Source organism: Streptomyces sp. NPDC101165, assembly GCF_044768135.1.
Lineage (GTDB): Bacteria > Actinomycetota > Actinomycetes > Streptomycetales > Streptomycetaceae > Streptomyces.
Genome location: NZ_JBIWPG010000002.1, coordinates 179,243 through 198,713 on the forward strand (window position 1 = coordinate 179,243; position 19,471 = coordinate 198,713).

Below are 19,471 nucleotides of genomic sequence, written 5' to 3' on the forward strand. Positions count from 1 at the left end.
CACGTAACGCAACGCACCAGCCACCTGCTGTGCCCTGGCCGGCCTCGGACCGTCGATCCTTCGATCTCTTCGTCCCGAGGCCGGCCTTCCCACTTCTTCGAGCAGGAAGACAACGAGATTGCGACAGACCCTCAGCAAGGGCATGGTCGTGGCCGCCGCCGCGACAGGCATGCTGTCCTTGTGCGGCAGTTATGCGCTCGCCGACACGGGCGCGCAGGGCGCCGCCCAGGGCTCGCCCGGCGTGCTGTCCGGCAACACTGTCCAGGCGCCGGTGAACGTCCCGATCAATGTCTGCGGCAACTCCGTGGACGTGGCCGCCGCGCTGAACCCGGCGTTCGGCAACTCCTGTGCCAACACACACGGTTCGACGAGCGACAACGGCACCGGCGCCCAGTCTTCGCGTAGCGGCGGTGACCACACGACTCCGTCCACGCAGGGCGGCGGCAGCCACACGGCCCCGTCCACGCAGGGCGGCGGTGGCCACACCACTCCGCCTCGCCATGCCGACGAGGATCACAAGACTCCGTCTCCGCACGGCAACGGCGGTCACAAGACTCCGCCTTCGTACGGCGGCGGTGAGCACTCGACCGCGCCTCCCTACGGCGGTGGCGGTCACCCGACTCGGCCCCCCTACGGCGGTGGCGGTCACTCGACTCCGCCTCCCTACGGCGGTGGCGGTCACTCGACTCCGCCCCCCTACGGCGGGGGTGAGCACTCGACTCCGCCTCCGTACGGTGGCGGCGATCACACGCCTCCGCCCCCCTACGGTGGCGGCGACCACACGCCCCCGCCCCCCTACGGCGGTGGCGACCACCACCCGGGGCAGCCCAGCATGGCGCACACCGGTGGTGACGCGCGGGCCATGCTGGCGACCTCGGCCGCCAGTGCCGCGCTGATCGCGGCCGGTACGGTTCTGTACCGACGCGGCCGGACGTCCTCCGGTCGGTAGCGCGCGGGGTGCCGGACCCCAGTGCCCGGCACCCCGCGTCCCTGCCACACGCAGGCGCCCTCCGCAGTGGCGCCGTACCGCATCCTTCAGTGCCGCACCGTCTCCGGCACTTCGCCACGCCGTGCGGCCGGGATCCGCCAGCCCGCCGGCCCCGCGCGCAGCCGACGCCGTACCCCGCGCACCAGCGTGCCCGCCGTGAAGGTCGCGCCGTGCACGAAGCGCATCGCCGGGCCGAAGCCCGAGGCCGTGACCGGACCGGCCAGGAACAGGCCGGGGTACGACGACTCGAAGTCCGTCCCCACCTCCGGGGCGCCGTCGGCCGCCGTTGCCAGCAGCGCGCGCAGCTCGGGGGAGAGCAGCCGCAGCCGGTCGCGGCCGACTCGGAACCCGGTCGCAGCGATGACGTGCCCGGTCTCCAGCGTCCGTGTCCCGCCCCGCCGGGCCACCGTCTCCAGGCGCAGCCCGCCCGGCACCGCACGCGCAGCCGCCACCTCCTGGCCGAGCAGCACCTCCACCCGGCTCTCCACCCGCTCCCGCACCCACCAGGCCCCGGCCGGGCCGAGCGCACCGGCCGCGACCCGGGTCCGGGTCCGCTCCGGGAGCCGCCGGTACAGGCCCGGTTGCTCGGCGTAGAACCAGTTCCGCCAGCCGGGGCCGAGGCCGCTGTGCGGGGCGCGGGCGGTGCGCCACCAGGGGCGCTCCCGGGGCGGCGGCACGTCGTTCCAGCGCAGCCGGTCCGCGCGGGCCAGCACCCGTACCCGGGTGCCCTGTTCGGCCAGCAGCGCGGCCGTCTCCAGGGCCGCCTGCCCGCCGCCGATCACGGTGACGTCCCCGTCCTGGAAGCGGCCGAGGTCGGCGTGGTGGCTGCTGTGGGAGAGCAGCTCCGGCGGGAGGCCGCGCAGCGCCGCCGGGATCTCGGTGAACGGCAGCACGCCCACGGCCACCGCGACGGTCCGTGCCGCCAGCCTCTCGCCGTCCTCGGTGACCACCTCGAACCCCCCGTTGCGGGGAGCCACGCGGGCCACCGTCCGCTCGTCGAGCACGGGTACGGCGTTGCGTGCGAACCACAGTCCGTACTCGGCGAATACGGCCAGCGGGATCGGCTCGGCGTGACGGGCCGTCATGCCGCGGAACGCGCAGAACACGTCGAAACGCCAACGGCCCTCGGGATCGGAGAGGTTGGACGCCCACGGCTCCGACTTCAGGAACATCCCGCGGGGCATGTGGTCACGCCAGGACGCCATGGGTCGCCCGAAGACCCGCACGTTCAGCTCGGCCGCCGCGGCGTGCGAGGCGATCGACAGACCGTACGGGCCGGCGCCCACCACCAGCAGGTCGTACATCAGCAACTGCTCGCTTTCTGGTCGTCGGAGAAGCCGTCGGAGAAGTCGTCGGTGAGGTGCCGGGCGGCCGGCCGGTGCTGCCGCAGGCGCCCGGCGAGGCGGTCCGCCACATGCCGGCCCCACAGCGTCCACAGCGCCCGGCCCGGCGCCCGGTCGTCCGGCGCGTGCCAGGCCAGCTCCCGCTCCCCGGACGCCCGCCGCAGCGCGTGCAGTGGCGCGTAGTTCTCCACCACGAACTCCCGCCCGGGCAGCGGCACCCCGTCCGGCAGCGGACGGTGCGTCAGGTCCAGGTGCAGGGCGCGTACGACGTCCAGGCCCGCGCTGTCGGCGAACAGCCGGAACTGGGCGCCGGGGCGCGGGTTGAAGTCGAGCAGGTGGTAGCGGCCGGTGCTGCCGCAGCGACGGAAGTCCAGGTCGAAGATGCCCCGGTAGCCCAGCTCGCCGGTGAGCCGCTCGGCCAGCGCCTGCACCTGCGGGTTGGGCGTCCACCGGCCGACCGCGGTCAGGCCCGCCCCGCGCGGCCAGGCCAGCTGCTTGCGGCCGGGCCCGCCGGCCCGCACGGCTCCCGAGCGGTCGGCGTACCCGTGGACGAACCAGTCGCGGTCCCGGCCCGGCGGCAGGTAGGTCTGCAGCAGCAGACTGCAGCGCGCCTCGGTGGAGCGCAGGTACAGCTCCCGGGCCGGCCGTGCGGAGTTCACCACGACCGTGGAGCGCAGCCCGATGCCGGCCGGGACCAGCCAGGGCCGGCTCCACTTGGCCACCACCGGCAGCCCCAGCCGCCGGGCGGCCGCCGCCGCGTCCTCGGCGCTGTCCGGGACCAGCGTCACCGGATGCGGGATGCCGGCGGCCGCGCACACCCCGGCCAGCTCCGCCTTGTCGGCCACCCGCCCGGGCAGCGCGCCGGGCTGCTGCGGCAGCAGGTAGGCGGGCGCCAGCTCCTCGCGCAGCCGGCCGGCCGCGACGGCGCTCGCGTCGTCCATCGGGATCAGCACCGCGGGCAGGGCGACCCGGGCCGCCACCCGGCGCAGCGCGGCCGCGATCTCACCCGGGGAGGTGCCGGGTGCCGGCGGGGGATGGATCCGGTGTACGTACCGCGACCTGCGCACCGGGCTTTCCGCGCAGTCGGCGACGAGATGTACCTCCACGCCCGCCCGGCCGAGCGAACGCACGGCGCCCAGGGTGCCGTGGTGAAAGGGATTCCGGTCGATCCGCAGCAGCACCGCGGGGACCCGTTCGTCCAGCAGCGACACGGGCTCTTTCCTTTCGGTTCGTTCGCCCGCGCGGGGGTCCGGGCCACCTGAACGCCGTAGCCGCACTGGCGGAGGTCATGTCGATGTGACTGAGTGTCAATAACAGGAAATGGGCGAGAAAAGAGAGGGAGGGGCAGGCATGGCTCCACAGCGGCCGAGGGCCCGGTTCCGGCGGCTGACCGTGCTCACGGCGGTCGTCACCGCGTCGGTCACCCTCGGGGCCGCTGCCGCGCCCGCCCCGGCGCCCCCGCCCTTCGGTGCCTTCCTCGACTCCGGGCCGGCCGGGGTGACCCGCATGGCCGAGCTGAGCGACTGGCTCGGCGGCACCGAGCTGAAGGTCGCGCACACCTATCTGCCCGGCGGCCGCTGGGCGGACATCGAAGGCCCGCCCGGCTTCCTGGACGCGTGGGCGCAGTGGCGGCGCAGGAAGGCGGACCGGACCCTCGTCCTCAACGTGCCCATGCAGGAGCGCAACGAGGAGCACCTGTCCGACGACCAGGTGCGGTCGCTGCTGCGGCAGGGCGCGGACGGGCAGTTCGACCGGCACTTCCGCACGCTGGCCGAGCGGCTGGTGGAGCTGAGGGTCCCGGACACGGTCATCGTGCTCGGCTGGGAGATGAACGGCATCACCTACACCCACCGCTGCGGACCGGACCCGGCGGCCTGGAAGGCGTACTGGAAGAGGATCGTCAGGACGATGCGCGCGGTGCCGGGCCAGAGGTTCCGCTTCGACTTCACGCCGAGCCGGGGCCGGGACGCCGTTCCGTGGACCGAGTGCTATCCCGGGGACGACAAGGTCGACATCATCGGAATGGACTCCTACGACCAGCCGGCCGGAATGTCGTTCGACGAACAGGTGAAGGAGCCCTACGGCCTGCAGCGGCAGGTGGATTTCGCGAAATCCCACGGCAAGCCCGTCTCGTATCCGGAGTGGGGACTCTTCCGCAACGGCGACAACGCCGAGTACATGCGGCGCATGCTCGCCTGGATCGACGACCACCGGCCGCTGTACAACACGCTGACGGACTACTGCCCTCACGGCGTGTGGCAGTGCTCGGACAACCCCAAGTCGTCCGAGGCCTACCGTTCCGCCCTGTACGGCCGCTATCCCTGATCGCGTCTCCTCCACCGGCGCAGCACCTCCTTGCCCCGCCGCCGGGCGGCCGCGTCGCACAGCGCGGCCGACAGCAGCGGGGCGGTGCGCCGCCGGGCCAGCAGGAGCCGTCGGCTGACGACCGGTTCGGGACGCCAGTGGTGTTTGTACGGCTCGTCGCCGCGCAGCAGGCTCAGCGTGCCGCCGGTGTGTGCGGCGCTCTCGGCGCACGCGTCCAGCAGCATCACGGCCACGTCCGCCCTGCGTTCCCTGAGGCCCGGATGGGCGCCGTACAGATAGCCGCCGGCCAGGCTCCGGGACAGCAACGTCAGGTCGACCGCCACCACGTCGGCGCCGATCCGGAACTCCGTCACGACGGCGTCGCCGGAGCGGACCATCGACCCCACCGCGCGCACCAGGTGTTCCCGGAAGCGCGGATGCAGATGCTCCGTCGTCACCTTCCGCCCCTGCCACTGCAGCCGGTGCAGCTCCAGCAGCCGGTGCAGCGCCGCGTCCACGTCCTGCGGACCGACCACCCGCCGCTCCACGCCCAGCGCCCTCAGCTTGCGCAGCTTGGCGCGCACCCGCTGGGCCTTGTGCGACGACAGCCGGCCGACCAGGTCGTCCATGGGCACGGCGGGCAGCTCCAGGCACACCGAGTCGTCGACCGCGCGGCGCGGCCCGCTCCAGCGGTCGTAGACGCGCTCCACCGCGCCGCCCGGCCGCACCTCGCGGAAGTCGATCAGCGCCGTGCGCGCCGCCTCCCACAGGGCCTCGGTGAGGGCGTCGGCCGCGCGCCCGCCGCCGGCGTCGTCCAGCAGCACGTCCCCGTAGTCGGAGATCGCCCCGCCGAGCGGCACCAGCGCGGGCAGCGGGCGGCGGACCAGCATCAGCGGTGCTGCGGCGACCAGTTCGCCGCCGGCGCGCACCAGCAGCAGCCTGAGCCGCCCCGTGCTGCCGTACGACCGCCACCACGAGTGCAGCCAGGCGTGGTTCTGGAACGGGGTCGCGGTGCCGCACCGCCCGTACAGCCGCCCCCAGTCCGGGGCCAGCTCGGCGAAGGCGTCCCCGTCGGTGACGAGGCCGGCGGTGTACGTCGGGGACGCCGTGTACGTCGCCGTCACAGCTGGCCGCGCGCATCGGCGGCGACCGCGGGTCCGGGCACCGAGGCCGGGCGCAGGGGCTCCTGCTCCGGCCGGCGCCCGGGCCGCCCCAGCAGCACCAGCCCGCCGAGCAGCCCGCCCGCGCTCGCGCCCACCGCGGCGGTCACCCCGGCCGACGCCGAGGACGGCGCGGTCGGCGGCAACGCGAGGGAGAACTGCACGAGTTCGACGTCCGTGTCGGCCTTGGCGGCGTTGGCGTGCCGGGTGAGGGCCCGGGCGACCGCGTCGGCCATGCCGGCGGCCTGGGCCGGGCGGGCGGAGGTGGCGGACACGGCGACCATCGGGGCGTCCGGTGAGGTGGCGGTGCGCACGCTGTCGCGCAGGGTGTCCACGGGCACCCCGGCCGCCACCTGCGCGTCGCCGAGCACCGCGAGCTGGGTGGCGACCCGGCCGTAGGCCTGGGCGAAGCCGAGCGCGGAGGCGGTGTCGGAGTGCTCGGTGGGTACGGCGATGACGTAGCTGGTGGCCGTGTACGTCGGCGTCTTCAGCACGCCGTACGCGCCGCCCAGCAGACCGCCCGCGAGAACGCCGGCCGCCACCAGCGACCAGGGCGGCAGCCTGCGGGCGCGGGCGAAGCGGTCCGGGCGGGGGTACCGGGTGCGGTTCTCGGTCATGGCGAGGTGACTCCCTCGGAGGATCGGGGCTGGGGAAGGGGGCGGGAGAGCGCCGTCGCGTAGACGTCCATGAGCCGGTCGGCGCTGCGGCTGATGCAGTAGTGGCGGGCCGCCTCGGGGGCGGTGCGCGGGCCGGGGCCGGCCGCGCGGACCTCGGCGAGCGCGCGGGCGTAGGCAGCCGCGCCGCCGGGGACCCGCAGGGCGTCCGGGGCGGCCTCGGGCGGCAGGTCCTCGAGCGCCGGGCAGGAGGCGTAGCGCACGGGCAGCCCGGCCGCCAGCGCCTCGACGACGGCCAGCCCGAAGGCCTCCTCCGGGGACGGCGAGGCGAGCACGTCCATCGCCGAGGCCAGCGCGGGCAGGTCCGGACCCCGCCAGTCGTCGCAGACGTACGGCCGCTCGCCGGCGAACAGCACCCGGTCGGCGACCCGGGCCTCGTCGGCGGTCCGCCGCAGGGCGCCCTCCTCACCGCCCCCGCCGACCAGCAGCAGCCTGCAGTCGCCGGGGAGTTCGGCGAGGGCCCGGATCAGGACGTCGAAGCGTTTGCCGGGGTGGAGCCGGCCGATGCCGCCGATGACGAACGCGTCCTCGGGCAGCCCGAGCCGGGCACGGGTGCGCTCGCGTCGTACGGGGTCGAAGCGGAACCGTTCCAGGTCGATACCGTTGGGCACGACCTCGATGCGCGGCCCGGGCACGCCCCAGCGGGTGAGCCGCTCGGCGACCGTGGGGGAGGCGGCGACCGTGGACCGGCCCAGCCGCTCACCGGCCAGATACAACGCGCGCACACCCGCGGTGAGCGGCCGGCCCTCCATCTGCGAGTCGCCGAGGGAGTGTTCGGTGGCGACGACCGCGCGGACCCCGGCGAGCCGCGCGGCGATCCGGCCGTACAGACAGGCCCGGTAGAGGTGGGTGTGCACCAGGTCGTAGCGGCCGTCCCGGATGATCCGGGCCAGGCGCGGCAGCGCGCCGAGGTCACGGTTGCCGCTCATGCCGAGGTGCACCACCCGTACGCCGTCGGCGGCCAGCCCCTCGGCGACCGGCCCGGGGTTGGTCAGCGTCACCACGTCGCACTCCACCGGCAGCTGCCGCAGCAGCAGCCGCAGTTGCTGCTCGGCGCCGCCGACCCCGAGCCCGGTGATGATGTGCAGCGCCTTCATCGCAGCCCCTCGACAGGACGGCGGCGCAGCCGGTGCAGCCGGTGCTTCAGGAACAGGCGTACGGCGGTGTCGTTCTGCCCGACGTGCACCCGCGGCAGGGTGTACGGGCCGCTCAGCGCGCCCGGGTCGATGGCGCAGGCGTAGCCGTAACCGGCCTTCCGCACGGCGTCGACGGCCCGTCGGTCGACCGCGCCGTACGGGTAGCAGAAGCCGGTGACCGGGGTGCCGGTCACCTTCTCCAGCAGCGCGCGGCTCTCGGCGGTCTCGGCGCCGAGGGTGGTGTCGTCGGCGCGGGTGAGGTCGACGTGGGTGAGGCCGTGCGAGCCGATCTCCACGCCCGCCAGGGCGGCGTGCCGGACGCCGGCGGCGGTGAGCAGCGGCTTGCGCGGGCCCAGCGGGTCCCACGCGTTGTCGCCGCCGAGCCGGCCGGGCGGCACGAACAGGGTGGCCGTGCACTCCCAACGGGCCAGCACGGGCAGGGCGTTGTCGAGGAAGTCGGCGTACCCGTCGTCGAAGGTGAGCCCCACCAGAGCGCGTCCCTCGCCCCGGGCGCGGGCGGCGAGCAGCTCGGCCACCGACACGCCCCGCAGACCCCGGCCGCGCAGCCAGCGCAGCTGCCGGTCGAGTCGGCCGGGCGTCACCGTGACCCGGTACGGGTCGTCGGCGCAGTCGCCGACCGAGTGGTACATGGCGATCCACGGGACGGAACCGGGTCCGGTGGCACCGGCGCCGAGCGGGGACTCAACGGAGGACGGCATGGGCGAGCCTTCGGGCGAGGGTGCGGAGGAACTGGAGTGCGGGCGCACATCCCTGGGCGCCCAGGGCCCGGCCGAGCAGGACGAACACCACCGTCACGGTGGCGCCCCCGGCGAGCAGACCGGCGAACGGGCCGGCGGGCCGGCTCGCGACCAGCGCCCCCGCCGGCGCGGCCACCACGGCGGCGGGCAGCGGCCGGCCCACCTCGCGCAGCACACGCCGGACACGGATCGGCACGCTGCGCGGGCCCGTGCCGGACAGCAGCAGGGCGGCGGTGAGCGTGATGCCGACGGCGTTGGCCGCGGCGATCCCGGTGACGCCCCAGGAGCCGACCGTCCAGGCGCCGAGCCAGGAGGTCACGGCGATGCCGGCGGTCATGGCGGCGACCGGGTACCAGGTGGCGCGGCCCGCCGAGAAGTAGGAGCGGACCAGCACCCCGGTCAGCGTCTGGCCGAGCAGCCCGAGCGCGTACACCCGCATCACGCCCGCGGTCGCCGCGGTGTCCTCGGCGGTGAACGCGCCCCGCTGGAACAGGAGGCGGACGAGCTGCGGGGCGCAGGCGACGACGGCCGCGGTGCCGAGCAGCACCAGGCAGCAGGCCACCGCCAGATCGCGCTCCACCCGGGTCCGGGCCCGCTCGGTGTCGCCGTCGGCTAGCGCCCGCGCCACCAGCGGGAAGGTGACCGTGCACAGCATCATCGACAGCGTCATGGGAATCTGCGCGATCTTCTGCGCGTAGTTCAGGTGCGAGATGGCCCCGGCGGGCAGGTTCGAGGCGAGGAACCGCTCGACGAGCACCTGCGACTGCCGGCACAGCGCGAACAGCAGCACGGTGCCTATCAGCACGATGTCCAGGGGCTGCGCGTCGGCGACGTCCCCGGATCCGGCCGTACGGCGGTTGCGCAACTGCCTTACCAGAGAAGGTACTTGGATCGCCACCATCAGGCAGCCGCCCGCCGCGACCCCGAGCGCGGCCGAGCGCACTCCCCAGCGGCCGCCGAGGGTGAACATGGTGGTGACGATGCCGATGTTGTAGACGACGTAGATCGCCGCCGGGATCAGGAAGCGCCGGTGGGCCCGCAGCGCCGCGCTGCAGTACCCGGCCAGCCCGAAGCTGAGCACACAGGTCGCGGTGAGCCGGGTGCAGTCCACGGCGAGCGCGGGGTCGCGCAGGCCGGGTGCGAGGACTCCGACCAGCTGCGGGGCGGCCGCGGCCAGCAGCGCGCCCACCGCGGCGAAGGCCAGCGCCAGCCGGGGCAGGGTGCCGGCAACCAGCGAACGGACGGGGTCGCCGGGGGCACCCTGGGCGCGCCGGGCCAGGGCCATGCTGAACGCCGGGATCAGCGCGAACGCCAGCCCGTCCTCGATGAGCAGCGTGGCCGCGAACTCCGGCACGGTCCAGGCGACCAGGAAGGCGTCGGTGTCCCGCCCGGCCCCGAACAGCCGCGCCAGCGACTGGTCCCGGACCAGCCCGAGCAGCGCCCCCGCGACCGAGAGGGAGGCCGTGACCAGGGTGGCCCTGGCGAGGAACCTCCGCGTGGGCGGGGCGTGTTCGGGGCCGGTCTCCTCGGACGGGACGGTGCGCGCGGCGGACCGGGCCGACGGCAGCACCACCGCGCTGTCGCCGCCGTCCGGACCGGGCACCGTACCGGTCCCTGGGCCGGTCCCCGGGCCGGACCCCGGGGAGGGGATCGCCGTCATCGGAGCGCGGCCTCCCCGGCTACGGCTTCCCGGGCACCGGTGCCCGCGGCGCGCTCGTCGGCGCCGGCGGCGTCAGCGCCCACCAGAGCCCACCACGCCACGAGCCCGAAGCACACCGCGGTCAGGACGGTCGACGGGCCGCCGATGTCGGCGTAGGCGAAGTCCACCAACTGCCAGACCAGCAGCCCACAGGCAGCCAGGGCACACTCCCCGACCCGGCCCGCACGACGGGCCCGCCCCAGGCCCCGCAGCGCGCACACCAGCAGGGCGAGCCAGCCGCCGACCAGGCCGAGCAGCCCGATCAGGCCCTGCTCACCGAGCACCAGCAGGTACATGTTGTGCGGGGACAGGAGCGGCTGCCTGCGGTAGGCGGCGCCCGCGCCCTCCGTGTCGCTGCCCCAGGACAGCGCGAGCGAGGCGTGCCCGTCGCGGTACTCGGGGAAGCCCTTCAACCCGACGCCGGTGAGCGGGTGCTGCCGCCACATGTCGGTGGCCGCCGCCCACATGGTGTACCGGTCGGTGACCGACTGGTCGGGCGCGTCGGTGACCTGCGTGATGCTGTCGATCCGCTCCTGCAGCATCGCGGTACCCACCCCGAGACCGCCCACCAGGACCACGCCCGCGGCCATCACGGCCGCGCCGACCCGCAGCGCCCGGCGCGCCCCGGCCAGCACCAGCTGGACGGTGAGTGTCACGGCGGTGGCGATCCAGGCGCCCCGGCTGAAGGACAGCGCCAGCGGCACCAGGAGGGCGAGGGCGCAGGCGGCCGCGATCCCCCGCTCGCGCACCCGGGTTCGGCCGAGCGCCAGTCCCACCGCGCACACCAGCCCGAAGGACACCACGGTCGCCATGCCCATCACGTCCTGCGCCCCGAACGTGCCGACCGCGCGGATGTCCTCGCCCTGGTAGGAGGCGCCGGTCCCGGTGGCGTACTGCTCGACGCCGACCGCCCCCTGCCACAGCGCGAGCCCCATGAACGACCAGGCCAGCAGCCGGAAATCCCGCCGGTCGCGGATCAGCAGCAGGACGGCGGCGGGCACCAGGACGAAGATCTGGAGGTAACGGCCGAGGCCGCTGATCCCGGCGCCCGGCGACACCGCACCCATCGCGGCGAGCGCGAGGCCGGGCACCGGCAGACCGAGCACCACGGCGGCCGTACGGGACAGCGGGCGCCGCCGCTCGCGCAGGAGTCGTACGACGCAGTGGCCGACGACCAGGGCGGACAGCGCGTCGGCCGGGCCCGCGCCGCCCTCGCCGCCGGGGGAGAGGGGCAGCGCGAGCAGCGCGACCACGGCCACCACCGGCAGCACCGGGGACGGACCGCGCCGGCGGCCGAGCGGCAGGGCGAGGCTCATCGGTCAGCTCCCCGTGGAACGCACGAGCGCGGCCGCGGTGCGCAGCAGGATGCAGATGTCCTGCCACAGCGACCAGTCGTCGATGTAGGCGTTGTCGAAGCGGGCCCGGTCCTCGATGGAGGTGTCGCCGCGCAGGCCGTTGATCTGGGCGAGACCGGTGATGCCGGTGCGCATGCGGTGACGGGCCGCGTAGCCGGGATGGACCCGGCTGAACTGGCTGACGAAGTACGGCCGTTCGGGGCGCGGGCCGACCAGGCTCATGTCGCCCCGGAAGACGTTCCACAGCTGGAGCAGCTCGTCCAGCGAGGTCACCCGCAGGAAGCGGCAGAAGCGTGTCATCTCGCGCTCGCCCGCCACACTCCACCGGGTCGCCGCCTCGTGCTCGTCGACCGGGCGGTGGGTGCGGAACTTCAGCAGGGTGAAGGGGCGCCCGTCCTTGCCGATGCGCTCCTGCCGGAAGACCACCCCGGGCCCGACGGTGAGCCTGAGCACGACCGCGCACACCAGCAGCACCGGGCTGACCAGGACCAGCAGGATCCCGGACAGCATCGCGTCCAGCAGCCGCTTGCCGAGGCTGCCACGCCGCCGGCCGCCCAGGTCCAGACGGCGCACGGAGAACCCGGCGAGCTGGTCGCGCATCTCGTACGACGGGCAGTCCGCGTCCACCTCCCACACCGTGCAGCCCGACTCGGCCAGCGCCCGCAGCAGCGGACCCTGCCGGGTGTGCACGGCCGGGTCGACGGTGAGCACGACCCGCACCCCGTTCTGGATGAGCGCCCGCTCCACCGCCTCGCCGTTGGTGAGCACGGGCAGCCCGCCCCTGCCGTCGGGATGCTCGGTCACGACACCCACCGGCCGGACCCCGCAGCGCGGGTGCCGCAGCAGCGCGGCGGCGACCCGCTGGGCGGTTTCGGCGGGGCCGACGACCAGGGCCGTACGCGGGTGGCGCGCCAGCACCACGCGGCGCCGCCAGTACACGCAGCCGCGCGCCGCGCAGGCCGCCGCCGCGTGCACCGCCCAGCCGAGCAGCAGGGCGCGGGCGGTCAGCGCGCGGCCGGGGCCGTGGGCGGCGAGCAGGGCGGCGAGGGAGAGCCAGGCGACCGCGATCCGGCCGCAGAGGACGGGCAGTTCGTCGAGCACGCCGGGCAGCGGCCGGGGCGCGGGCGGGCGCAGCAGCATCGCCCCCGACACGAGCACGACGACCGGCAGCAGGCGGCGGCCCGCCTCGTCCAGTGTGACCGCGCCCGCCAGCGCGGCGAGCAGGTCGGCGGCGAGCAGCGGCAGGGGCGAGTCGGGTCGCGCGGGCCTCCGCCGTGCGGGGAACCGGAAGCCGCCGGTGGGGCGGGCCGGCCTGACCGAGACGGGCGAGAATCCGTGGCCCCGTGGCTGCGCGCCGGGGGAGGGGACGGTGCTTTCCGCAGTCACGAGTGGATGGACTCCCTGCACTCGGAGGGCACGGACGGGCGTGCTTCCTTGTTCGCCGTCGGGGCGCCGAGAAGCGCGCGGTAGAGGTCCGCGACCTGCTCTGCGGTCTGCCGTACGTCGTGCGTGGACCGGACGTGACGGCGCCCCTGGTCGCCGAGCGACGCGCGCAGCGGAGCGTCGGACAGCAGCGCGGCGACGGCCTCCGCCAGTGCCTCGGCGTCCTGCGGCGGGACCAGACAGCGGGCCGCGAGCGTGGGCGGCAGGCTCTCGCGGGCGCCGTCCACGTCGGTGACCACGACGGGCCGCCCGCAGGCCAGCGCCTCCAGCGGGGCGAGGGCCATGCCTTCCCAGCGCGAGGGCAGGACCACCAGGTCGGCGGCCCGGTACCAGGGCACGGGGTCGGTCACGGCACCGGTGAAGTGCACGGAGGGGTGGGCCTGTCGGACCAGCGCGGCGCGGTCGGGGCCGTCGCCGACCAGCACCAGCCGGGCGTCCGGCACCGCGCGCAGGATGTGCTCCCAGGCCCGCAGCAGCACGTCCTGGCCCTTCTGCCGGCACAGCCGGCCGACGCAGACGACGAGCGGCACCGCCGGGTCGAGGCCGGGCAGCAGGGCGGCGCGGTCGCGGTCGGGTGCCGTGGGCACGGGGGAGGAGCCGGGTGCGGCGGGGGCTGCGGAGAAGCCGGGTGCGGCGGGGGCGGGGGGAAAGCCGGGTGTGGCGGGGGCGGGGGAGAAGCGGTCGAGGTCGATGCCGTTGGGGATCACGGCGTACGCGGCGCGCACCCCGGCGCTCGCTCCGGTCGTGCGCTCAGCCTCGCTGACGCACACCACCCGATCCGCCCACCGCGTCCCCCACCGCTCCCAGCGCAGCGCGAGGGCGGCGGCGGCCCCGCCGACGGCCTCGAACGACCAGGCGTGCGGCTGGAACACGGTGGGTATGCGCCCGCGCACGACGAGCCGGGCGGCGAGTCCCGCCTTGGCGCTGTGGGCGTGCACCAGTTCGGGCCGTACCTCGTCGATCAGCCGTGCGAGCCGCCGCACCTCACCGGCCAGCCCCGGACCCGGCGACCGCCCGGCCCGCCACTCGCGCACGTCGGCGCCCAGGTCCCGCAGGCCCGCGGCGAGTTCGCCGCCGGGACAGCCGGCCGTGACCTGCAGACCGGCCGCGAGCTGGGCCCGCACCAGGTCCCGTACGACCCGGGCGACCCCGCCGTCGACGGGTTGCGCGAGATGCAGGACCCGCGGCCGGAAGTCGGGTGCTGACTGGTGCATTTCGCGGGTTACCTCGCTCACGGGGGGCGCTCGGGGCATACGGGTGGGTACGCGTGTCATGCCCGCGCATCCACGGCGACGGAAGAGCGCGCCGGCCCACGACGCGTCCCGGCTGGGAAACGAGCCGGAAGCCCGGCTGGTCACCGCCGCGTCGCGGCCGCTGCGCGCGACGGTCATGGAGAAACCCGGACATATGTGCTGGAATCGTGAAGGTTTCTTTCTTGCGGGATCACTCCATTGGCGGCACAACCCCAAGGGGTGCCGTGCGTTGACACAGCGCTGGGCATTCCGCCCGGATGTTCGTGTCGATTTCAAGGAGCACCTCTCCATGTCGCGTATCGCGAAGGGTCTGGTCCTGACCTCCGCCGCCATCGCGGCCGTCGCCGGCGGTGCCGGTGTGGCTGCCGCCGACTCCGGCGCGCTCGGCACCGCCGCCGACTCGCCGGGTGTGGCGTCGGGCAACGTCGTCGAGGTTCCGGTCCACGTGCCGGTGAACGTCTGCGGCGACACCGTGGACGTCATCGGTCTGCTGAACCCGGCGTTCGGCAACCACTGCACCAACGACTGACGTCGGGACGCAGCCCTTCGGCCGGCCGTCCGCCCGCGTTTCGTCCGCGGGTGGACGGCCGGTTCAGGTCTCCCCCGGATGGTTCACTCCGGGTGGTCGAGCGGTTGCGGAACGTCATGGCAGGTTCAACGGTGGGCTCAGGCCCCTGCCCCACCGAAAGGAACCCCCATGCGTGTGCTGCCCCCGCGGCGTCTCGCGTCCACCACCCTCTGCGCCGCCCTCCTGGTCGGCGTCGCCGGCCCCGTCGCCGTCGCCGCGGACTCGGCCCGGGAGCGCACCCACGCCGGCTCCCACTCGGCGGTCCCCGGCGCCGATGCACTGCTCGCCCAGGTCAGGTCCCTGCGCAATGTCGACCCCGTGCTCAACCCGGTCGTCGACCTGCTCGACCAGTCCCTCCAGAAGGGCCGGCTGACCCCCGACCAGGCCCGGAAGCTCGGCGACGCGGCCAAGAAGGCCATCGCCGAGGCCGCCGCGGCAGCCCCGACGACGCCGGCGACGCCCACCACCCCGGCGACTCCCACGGCCCCGGCCACGCCCACCACTCCGGCGACTCCCGCGGCCCCGGCCACACCGAATACGGCCGCCTCCCCGAGTGTGTCGGCCTCTCCGAGCCAGCCCGCCGCCCCGTCGCTGCCGGCCAGCCCGAGCGTGGGTGCGCCGACCGTGCCCGCCGCACCGAGCACGCCCGCCGCCGCGGCCGCGCCCCTGCTGACCACGTTCGCCAAGAGTGACGTCAAGGTCCCCCAGGCCCGCGACCTCACCGGCGACCTGCAGAACGCGATCGACGCGCTGCTCCAGGCCGTCACCTCCAACGTCGACGCGGTGCTCGCCACCGTCACCGGAGCCGTGAGCGACCTGATCGACCTGATCACCTCGACCCTCGACGGCCTGCCCCTGCCCCTGCCCCTGCCCCTGCCCGTGCCGCTGCCCAGCCTGCCGGCGGAGCCGGCGCTGCCCACCGGGTGATCCGCGCGACTCCCGCTGCCTCGGCCGTCGTGTCCGCCGTATCCGTCGGGCACGACGGCCGAGCGCTGTTCACCGGCGGGAAGGGGATCTCATATGTCTTCTCGGTGCGGAGTTTCCGGCCCGTAGGGCTCTCGTTAGGCACGGCGTCAGAACTCCCTGGGGTGACCTGAGTTGCCGAAGAAAGGATCAGGATGAAGTCCCTGAAGGCTGCCGCTGTCGTTGCCGGTTCCGTGGCCCTCGCCGGCGTCGCCGCGCCCGCGTTCGCCGCCCACAGCACCGCCGACCTCACGCCCACCAGCCTCAACGGCGCCGTGAACACGCTCTCCAAGGGCGGCCTCACCCTGAACGACGTCATGCCGCTGCAGCACCAGTCGGACGCGCTCAACACCGAGAACAAGGACTCCGTGCTCAGCACCGTCAAGGGCGCCACCGGTGCCCTGAACCAGCGCAACCCCCTGCTCGGCGGCCTGCCCCTGCAGAGCTGAGGTTCGAGGCCCCTTCCCTCGATCGTGTGGAGCGGCCCCGGGCGCTGGTCCGTAAGAGTGAGAAGCCGCCGGGCCGCGCCACACCCCGTCGATAAGGTCGCGCGGTGACCTCAACCTCAGGCGAAGCCCGCCCCTTCCGCGCCGCCGCCCTCGGCACGCTCGTCGTCCTTCCCTGGAGCGGCGAGGCACCCGACGGCAGCGACATGCCCTACCTGCTGGCCTACTCCCTCGGGGACGCCGAGGGCGGTCCGGAGGCCACCGCCGCCGCGGTCGAGCAGCTGCTGGAGGGCAACGGCCTGCCGGTCGGCGGCGACCTGGTCGACGGCACCACCAAGCCGAGCCTGCCCGTCACCCTGCTCGTCGAGGCCGGCCAGGCCGTCCTCAACATGCCGCAGCTGGTCGCCCAGGCCGACGCGCCGCCGGAGTGGCTCGCCGCCGTCGCCCATCGCGGTCACGCCTACCTCGTCTTCACCACCCGTGCCTGGCCCGAGGGCGAGCCCGGCAAGCCCGTCGAGCCCGCCGCGCTGGCCGCCTTCGCCGGTGCGGACGAGACCCTGAAGGCCGCCGCGCACATCGTCCTGCCGGCCCGCAGCCTGCGCCGCTGATGCCCCGGACCCTGGCCGGCGGCAGGGGGTTCGGGCTGCTGCTGGTGATCACCGGGGCGGCCGGACTGCTCGCCTCCTGGGTCATCACCCTCGACAAGTTCAAGCTGCTGGAGAACCCGAACTTCGTCCCCGGGTGCAGTCTGAACCCGGTGGTGTCCTGCGGCAGCGTGATGAAGAGCGTCCAGGCCTCGGCCTTCGGGTTCCCCAACCCGATGCTGGGCCTGGTGGCCTACGGCATCGTCGTCTGCGTCGGCGTGAGCCTGCTGGCAGACGCCCGGTTCCCCGGCTGGTACTGGCTGTCGTTCGAGGCCGGGTGCCTGTTCGGCGTGGGGTTCTGCACCTGGCTGCAGTTCCAGTCGCTGTACCGGATCAACGCGCTGTGCCTGTGGTGCTGTCTGGCGTGGGTCGCCACGATCGTCATGTTCTGGTACGCCACCTCGCTCGTCGTCGGAAACGGCTTCCTGCCCGCCCCCGGATGGCTCAGGACCTTCTTCGCGGAGTTCACCTGGCTGCTTCCGCTCCTGCACGTCGGTGTCGTCGGAATGCTCGTACTGACGCGATGGTGGGACTTCTGGACCAGCTGATGAATGAACGAGCTGATGAATGAACAGCTGACGAGTGACCAGCTGATGAGTGACGAGCCGACAATTGCTGCACCCAGGCGAAATGTGCGCTGACGGCGTTTCCGGCTCGTTACGCGGTACGGACGTCGAACCCTCCGCATCCTGAAAGGGCCCGTACCTGCCATGAAGTCGACCACCCGAGGAACCCTTGCCGCAGTCGTCACGGGCGTCGCGGCCGTCGTAGGAGCCGCCGGCCCCGCCGCCGCGGTCGGTGCGGTCCCCGTCCCCGTGCCGCTGGAAGGCGTCTCCGACTCCCTGAACATGGAGGTGCCCAAGGCCGGTCTGGAGGTACCGCTGCTGACGCCGGGCGCCCCCGAGGCGCCGCGGTACGTCACCGGCCGGCTCCTGCCCGAGCGGGCGCTGCCCCAGCTGCCGGTGACCGGTGCCCTGCCCGGCGCGGACCTCAGGACACCCGTGCCGCACGTCCTCGGTGACGGCTTCGACCACGTCGGCGTGGGCACTCCCGCCTCCGACCTGCACACCCTCGGCCCCGGCCTGGCACTGGACGCCCCCCTGACCCAGCCCGACCCGGACAACTTCGGCCTCCCGGACCTCAAGCTTCCCCAGGCCGGCGTCGTCGCCCCGGCTCTGCGGACCGTCCCCGGCGCCGCCCTGGGCGCGGGCCCGGGCCTGTAGCCGGCGACACGAAGGCTGTCGTACCCACCGGATGGCTCTGTGCCGGTGACCCCGTCCGCGTCCCGACGGTTATCCGTACGGACATCTGATCCCGGACGAGGAGAGAGCGATGGTCGTGGGTGCCGATGGCGTAGCGGTGGGGGCGGAGCAGCAGGTCAGAGTGGGTGCGGGGAGAGTGACGCGGAGGGAGATGACGCGCGGGCTGCTGGCCTCGGCCGCTGCCCTGGCGCTGGCGCCGGTCGTCGCAGCCTCCCGCCCGGTCCCCTCGGCGGAGGGCCCCGAGGGCAGCTCCTTCGACGAGACCTACCGGGGCCGCCGCATCCTGGGCGTCCTGGTGCCGCTCGCCGGCCGCGCCACGCCCCAGAGCGAATGGCAGGTCACCGTCGACGGCCGCCCGCTGCACCTGATGCGCCGGGCCGACGGCACCTGGCTGAGCATGGTCGACCACTACAGCTCGTACCGCACCCCGCTGGAGGCGACCCGCGCCGCCGTCGACGAGATGGGCCCCGGCCAGCGGCTGCGCGACCTCGCCCCGGGCCCGGTCGGCGGGGTGCCGGGGACGGACCACCTGCACATGGGGAGTGCGCATGGCGTACGTGCGTAAGGACGTCAGCACGCTCACCGGCACCGAGCGCCGGCGGTTCGTGAACGCCCTGCTGGAGCTCAAACGGCGCGGTGAGTACGACGAGTTCGTCCGCCAGCACATCGAGTACTACACCGCCGACGGCGAGGACGGCCTGCGCACCGCCCACATGGCCCCCTCCTTCCTGCCCTGGCACCGCAGGTTCGTGCTGGAGCTGGAACGGGCGCTGCGCCGCGTGGACTCCGCGGTGACGGTGCCGTACTGGGACTGGACCCGGGACCGTACGACGACGTCCGTGCCCTGGACGAAGGACCTGCTCGGCGGCAACGGGCGGCGCTCCGACCGGCAGGTGATGACCGGACCGTTCGCCTACTCGGCGGGCCACTGGCCCATCAAGGAGGGGGTCACGGACGGCAGGTTCCTCACCCGGGACCTGGGCCGTTCCGCCGCCCCCATCGCGCTGCCCACCAAGAGCGAGCTGAAGTGGGCCCTCGACGACCCCGTCTACGACGTCCGGCCCTGGGACTCGACGGTCACCCGGGGCTTCCGCAACAAGCTGGAGGGCTGGGGGACCGGCAGCGGCAGCGTCTCCTGGCGCAACCACAACCGGGTGCACCGCTGGGTCGGCGGCGCGATGCTCGGCGGTGCCTCCGTCAACGACCCGGTGTTCTGGCTGCACCACTCCTTCCTGGACCTGCAGTGGTACCGGTGGCAGCGCGCCCACCGCAGCCCCCGCTATCTGCCCGCGGACCCGCCCGGACCCGCCGACCCGCAGCACCGGCGGATCGCCTCCCGGCACCAGAAGCTGCCGCCCTGGAACGTGACGCCGGACGGGCTGGAGGACATGAGCCGGATCTACCGGTACGCGTGAGCCGTGCGACGGCATGGAAAGAGCCCTGGCGCTCGAGGTGCCGGGGCTCTTCCCTGTGTG

At 74.5% G+C, this 19,471-nt stretch carries 20 protein-coding genes; 10 read left to right on the forward strand and 10 right to left on the reverse strand.

Features of this window, described 5'->3' with window-relative positions; genetic code table 11:
- Positions 1-118: 118 nt before the first annotated feature.
- Entirely contained in the window at positions 119-949 is an 831-nt protein-coding gene (locus ACIRVH_RS04345) for a chaplin family protein (RefSeq protein WP_403948075.1), read from the forward strand.
- Between the two features lie 86 nt (positions 950-1,035).
- Here ACIRVH_RS04345 and ACIRVH_RS04350 read toward each other — a convergent pair whose 3' ends face one another.
- Both ACIRVH_RS04350 and ACIRVH_RS04355 read right to left on the reverse strand, forming a co-directional pair.
- Positions 1,036-2,292: an FAD-dependent oxidoreductase gene (locus ACIRVH_RS04350; protein WP_403948077.1), complete on the reverse strand. Its 1,257-nt coding sequence runs from the start codon at positions 2,290-2,292 to the stop codon at positions 1,036-1,038.
- Positions 2,292-3,542 (reverse strand): ATP-grasp domain-containing protein, encoded by a 1,251-nt coding sequence (locus ACIRVH_RS04355; RefSeq protein WP_403948079.1) that lies wholly within the window; start codon positions 3,540-3,542, stop codon positions 2,292-2,294. The genes ACIRVH_RS04350 and ACIRVH_RS04355 overlap by 1 nt, the downstream gene beginning before the upstream one ends.
- Positions 3,543-3,681: 139 nt before the next feature.
- Between ACIRVH_RS04355 and ACIRVH_RS04360 the strand changes: the two genes are divergently transcribed.
- Complete coding sequence (locus tag ACIRVH_RS04360) at positions 3,682-4,656, forward strand: glycoside hydrolase family 26 protein (RefSeq protein ID WP_403948080.1); 975 nt, start codon at positions 3,682-3,684, stop codon at positions 4,654-4,656.
- Here the strand turns inward: ACIRVH_RS04360 and ACIRVH_RS04365 are convergent.
- The 8 genes from ACIRVH_RS04365 to ACIRVH_RS04400 are packed head-to-tail and all read right to left on the reverse strand — an operon-like array spanning position 4,647 to position 14,074.
- On the reverse strand, positions 4,647-5,759 hold the full coding sequence (locus tag ACIRVH_RS04365) for a GNAT family N-acetyltransferase (RefSeq protein ID WP_403948082.1): 1,113 nt from the start codon (positions 5,757-5,759) through the stop codon (positions 4,647-4,649). The two genes, ACIRVH_RS04360 and ACIRVH_RS04365, sit on opposite strands and share 10 nt — an antisense overlap.
- Positions 5,756-6,412 carry a lipopolysaccharide biosynthesis protein gene (locus tag ACIRVH_RS04370; protein ID WP_403948083.1) on the reverse strand — a complete coding sequence of 219 codons (657 nt, stop codon included), beginning with the start codon at positions 6,410-6,412 and terminating at the stop codon, positions 5,756-5,758. The genes ACIRVH_RS04365 and ACIRVH_RS04370 overlap by 4 nt, the downstream gene beginning before the upstream one ends.
- Positions 6,409-7,566 (reverse strand): glycosyltransferase, encoded by a 1,158-nt coding sequence (locus ACIRVH_RS04375; protein WP_403948084.1) that lies wholly within the window; start codon positions 7,564-7,566, stop codon positions 6,409-6,411. The genes ACIRVH_RS04370 and ACIRVH_RS04375 overlap by 4 nt, the downstream gene beginning before the upstream one ends.
- Positions 7,563-8,324 (reverse strand): polysaccharide deacetylase family protein, encoded by a 762-nt coding sequence (locus ACIRVH_RS04380; RefSeq protein ID WP_403948086.1) that lies wholly within the window; start codon positions 8,322-8,324, stop codon positions 7,563-7,565. Before ACIRVH_RS04380 ends, ACIRVH_RS04375 begins: the two co-directional genes overlap by 4 nt.
- The gene (gene murJ / locus ACIRVH_RS04385) at positions 8,308-10,023 is read right to left on the reverse strand and encodes a murein biosynthesis integral membrane protein MurJ (RefSeq protein ID WP_403948088.1); all 1,716 of its coding nucleotides are present in this window, start codon (positions 10,021-10,023) and stop codon (positions 8,308-8,310) included. The genes ACIRVH_RS04380 and murJ overlap by 17 nt, the downstream gene beginning before the upstream one ends.
- Positions 10,020-11,378 carry an O-antigen ligase family protein gene (locus ACIRVH_RS04390; RefSeq protein ID WP_403948090.1) on the reverse strand — a complete coding sequence of 453 codons (1,359 nt, stop codon included), beginning with the start codon at positions 11,376-11,378 and terminating at the stop codon, positions 10,020-10,022. Before ACIRVH_RS04390 ends, murJ begins: the two co-directional genes overlap by 4 nt.
- 3 nt (positions 11,379-11,381) lie before the next feature.
- Positions 11,382-12,803 carry an exopolysaccharide biosynthesis polyprenyl glycosylphosphotransferase gene (locus ACIRVH_RS04395; RefSeq protein WP_403948091.1) on the reverse strand — a complete coding sequence of 474 codons (1,422 nt, stop codon included), beginning with the start codon at positions 12,801-12,803 and terminating at the stop codon, positions 11,382-11,384.
- Complete coding sequence (locus tag ACIRVH_RS04400) at positions 12,800-14,074, reverse strand: glycosyltransferase family 4 protein (protein ID WP_403948093.1); 1,275 nt, start codon at positions 14,072-14,074, stop codon at positions 12,800-12,802. Before ACIRVH_RS04400 ends, ACIRVH_RS04395 begins: the two co-directional genes overlap by 4 nt.
- Before the next feature lie 328 nt (positions 14,075-14,402).
- Between ACIRVH_RS04400 and ACIRVH_RS04405 the strand changes: the two genes are divergently transcribed.
- The 8 genes from ACIRVH_RS04405 to ACIRVH_RS04440 all read left to right on the forward strand — a co-directional run bounded on the left by ACIRVH_RS04405 (position 14,403) and on the right by ACIRVH_RS04440 (position 19,411).
- Positions 14,403-14,642, forward strand: a complete 240-nt coding sequence (locus ACIRVH_RS04405) for a chaplin (protein ID WP_403948095.1) — start codon at positions 14,403-14,405, stop codon at positions 14,640-14,642.
- 168 nt (positions 14,643-14,810) lie between these two features.
- Complete coding sequence (locus tag ACIRVH_RS04410) at positions 14,811-15,608, forward strand: hypothetical protein (RefSeq protein ID WP_403948096.1); 798 nt, start codon at positions 14,811-14,813, stop codon at positions 15,606-15,608.
- A 191-nt stretch (positions 15,609-15,799) separates the two neighbouring features.
- Positions 15,800-16,093: a hypothetical protein gene (locus ACIRVH_RS04415; RefSeq protein WP_403948098.1), complete on the forward strand. Its 294-nt coding sequence runs from the start codon at positions 15,800-15,802 to the stop codon at positions 16,091-16,093.
- Between the two features lie 104 nt (positions 16,094-16,197).
- Positions 16,198-16,698 (forward strand): DUF5949 family protein, encoded by a 501-nt coding sequence (locus ACIRVH_RS04420; RefSeq protein WP_403948100.1) that lies wholly within the window; start codon positions 16,198-16,200, stop codon positions 16,696-16,698.
- On the forward strand, positions 16,698-17,282 hold the full coding sequence (locus ACIRVH_RS04425) for a vitamin K epoxide reductase family protein (RefSeq protein WP_403948101.1): 585 nt from the start codon (positions 16,698-16,700) through the stop codon (positions 17,280-17,282). The genes ACIRVH_RS04420 and ACIRVH_RS04425 overlap by 1 nt, the downstream gene beginning before the upstream one ends.
- Positions 17,283-17,444: 162 nt before the next feature.
- Positions 17,445-17,957 carry a hypothetical protein gene (locus ACIRVH_RS04430; RefSeq protein WP_403948103.1) on the forward strand — a complete coding sequence of 171 codons (513 nt, stop codon included), beginning with the start codon at positions 17,445-17,447 and terminating at the stop codon, positions 17,955-17,957.
- A gap of 109 nt (positions 17,958-18,066) precedes the next feature.
- Positions 18,067-18,561 carry a tyrosinase family oxidase copper chaperone gene (locus ACIRVH_RS04435; protein WP_403948104.1) on the forward strand — a complete coding sequence of 165 codons (495 nt, stop codon included), beginning with the start codon at positions 18,067-18,069 and terminating at the stop codon, positions 18,559-18,561.
- The gene (locus tag ACIRVH_RS04440) at positions 18,545-19,411 is read left to right on the forward strand and encodes a tyrosinase family protein (protein ID WP_403948106.1); all 867 of its coding nucleotides are present in this window, start codon (positions 18,545-18,547) and stop codon (positions 19,409-19,411) included. The genes ACIRVH_RS04435 and ACIRVH_RS04440 overlap by 17 nt, the downstream gene beginning before the upstream one ends.
- Positions 19,412-19,471 lie beyond the last annotated feature (60 nt).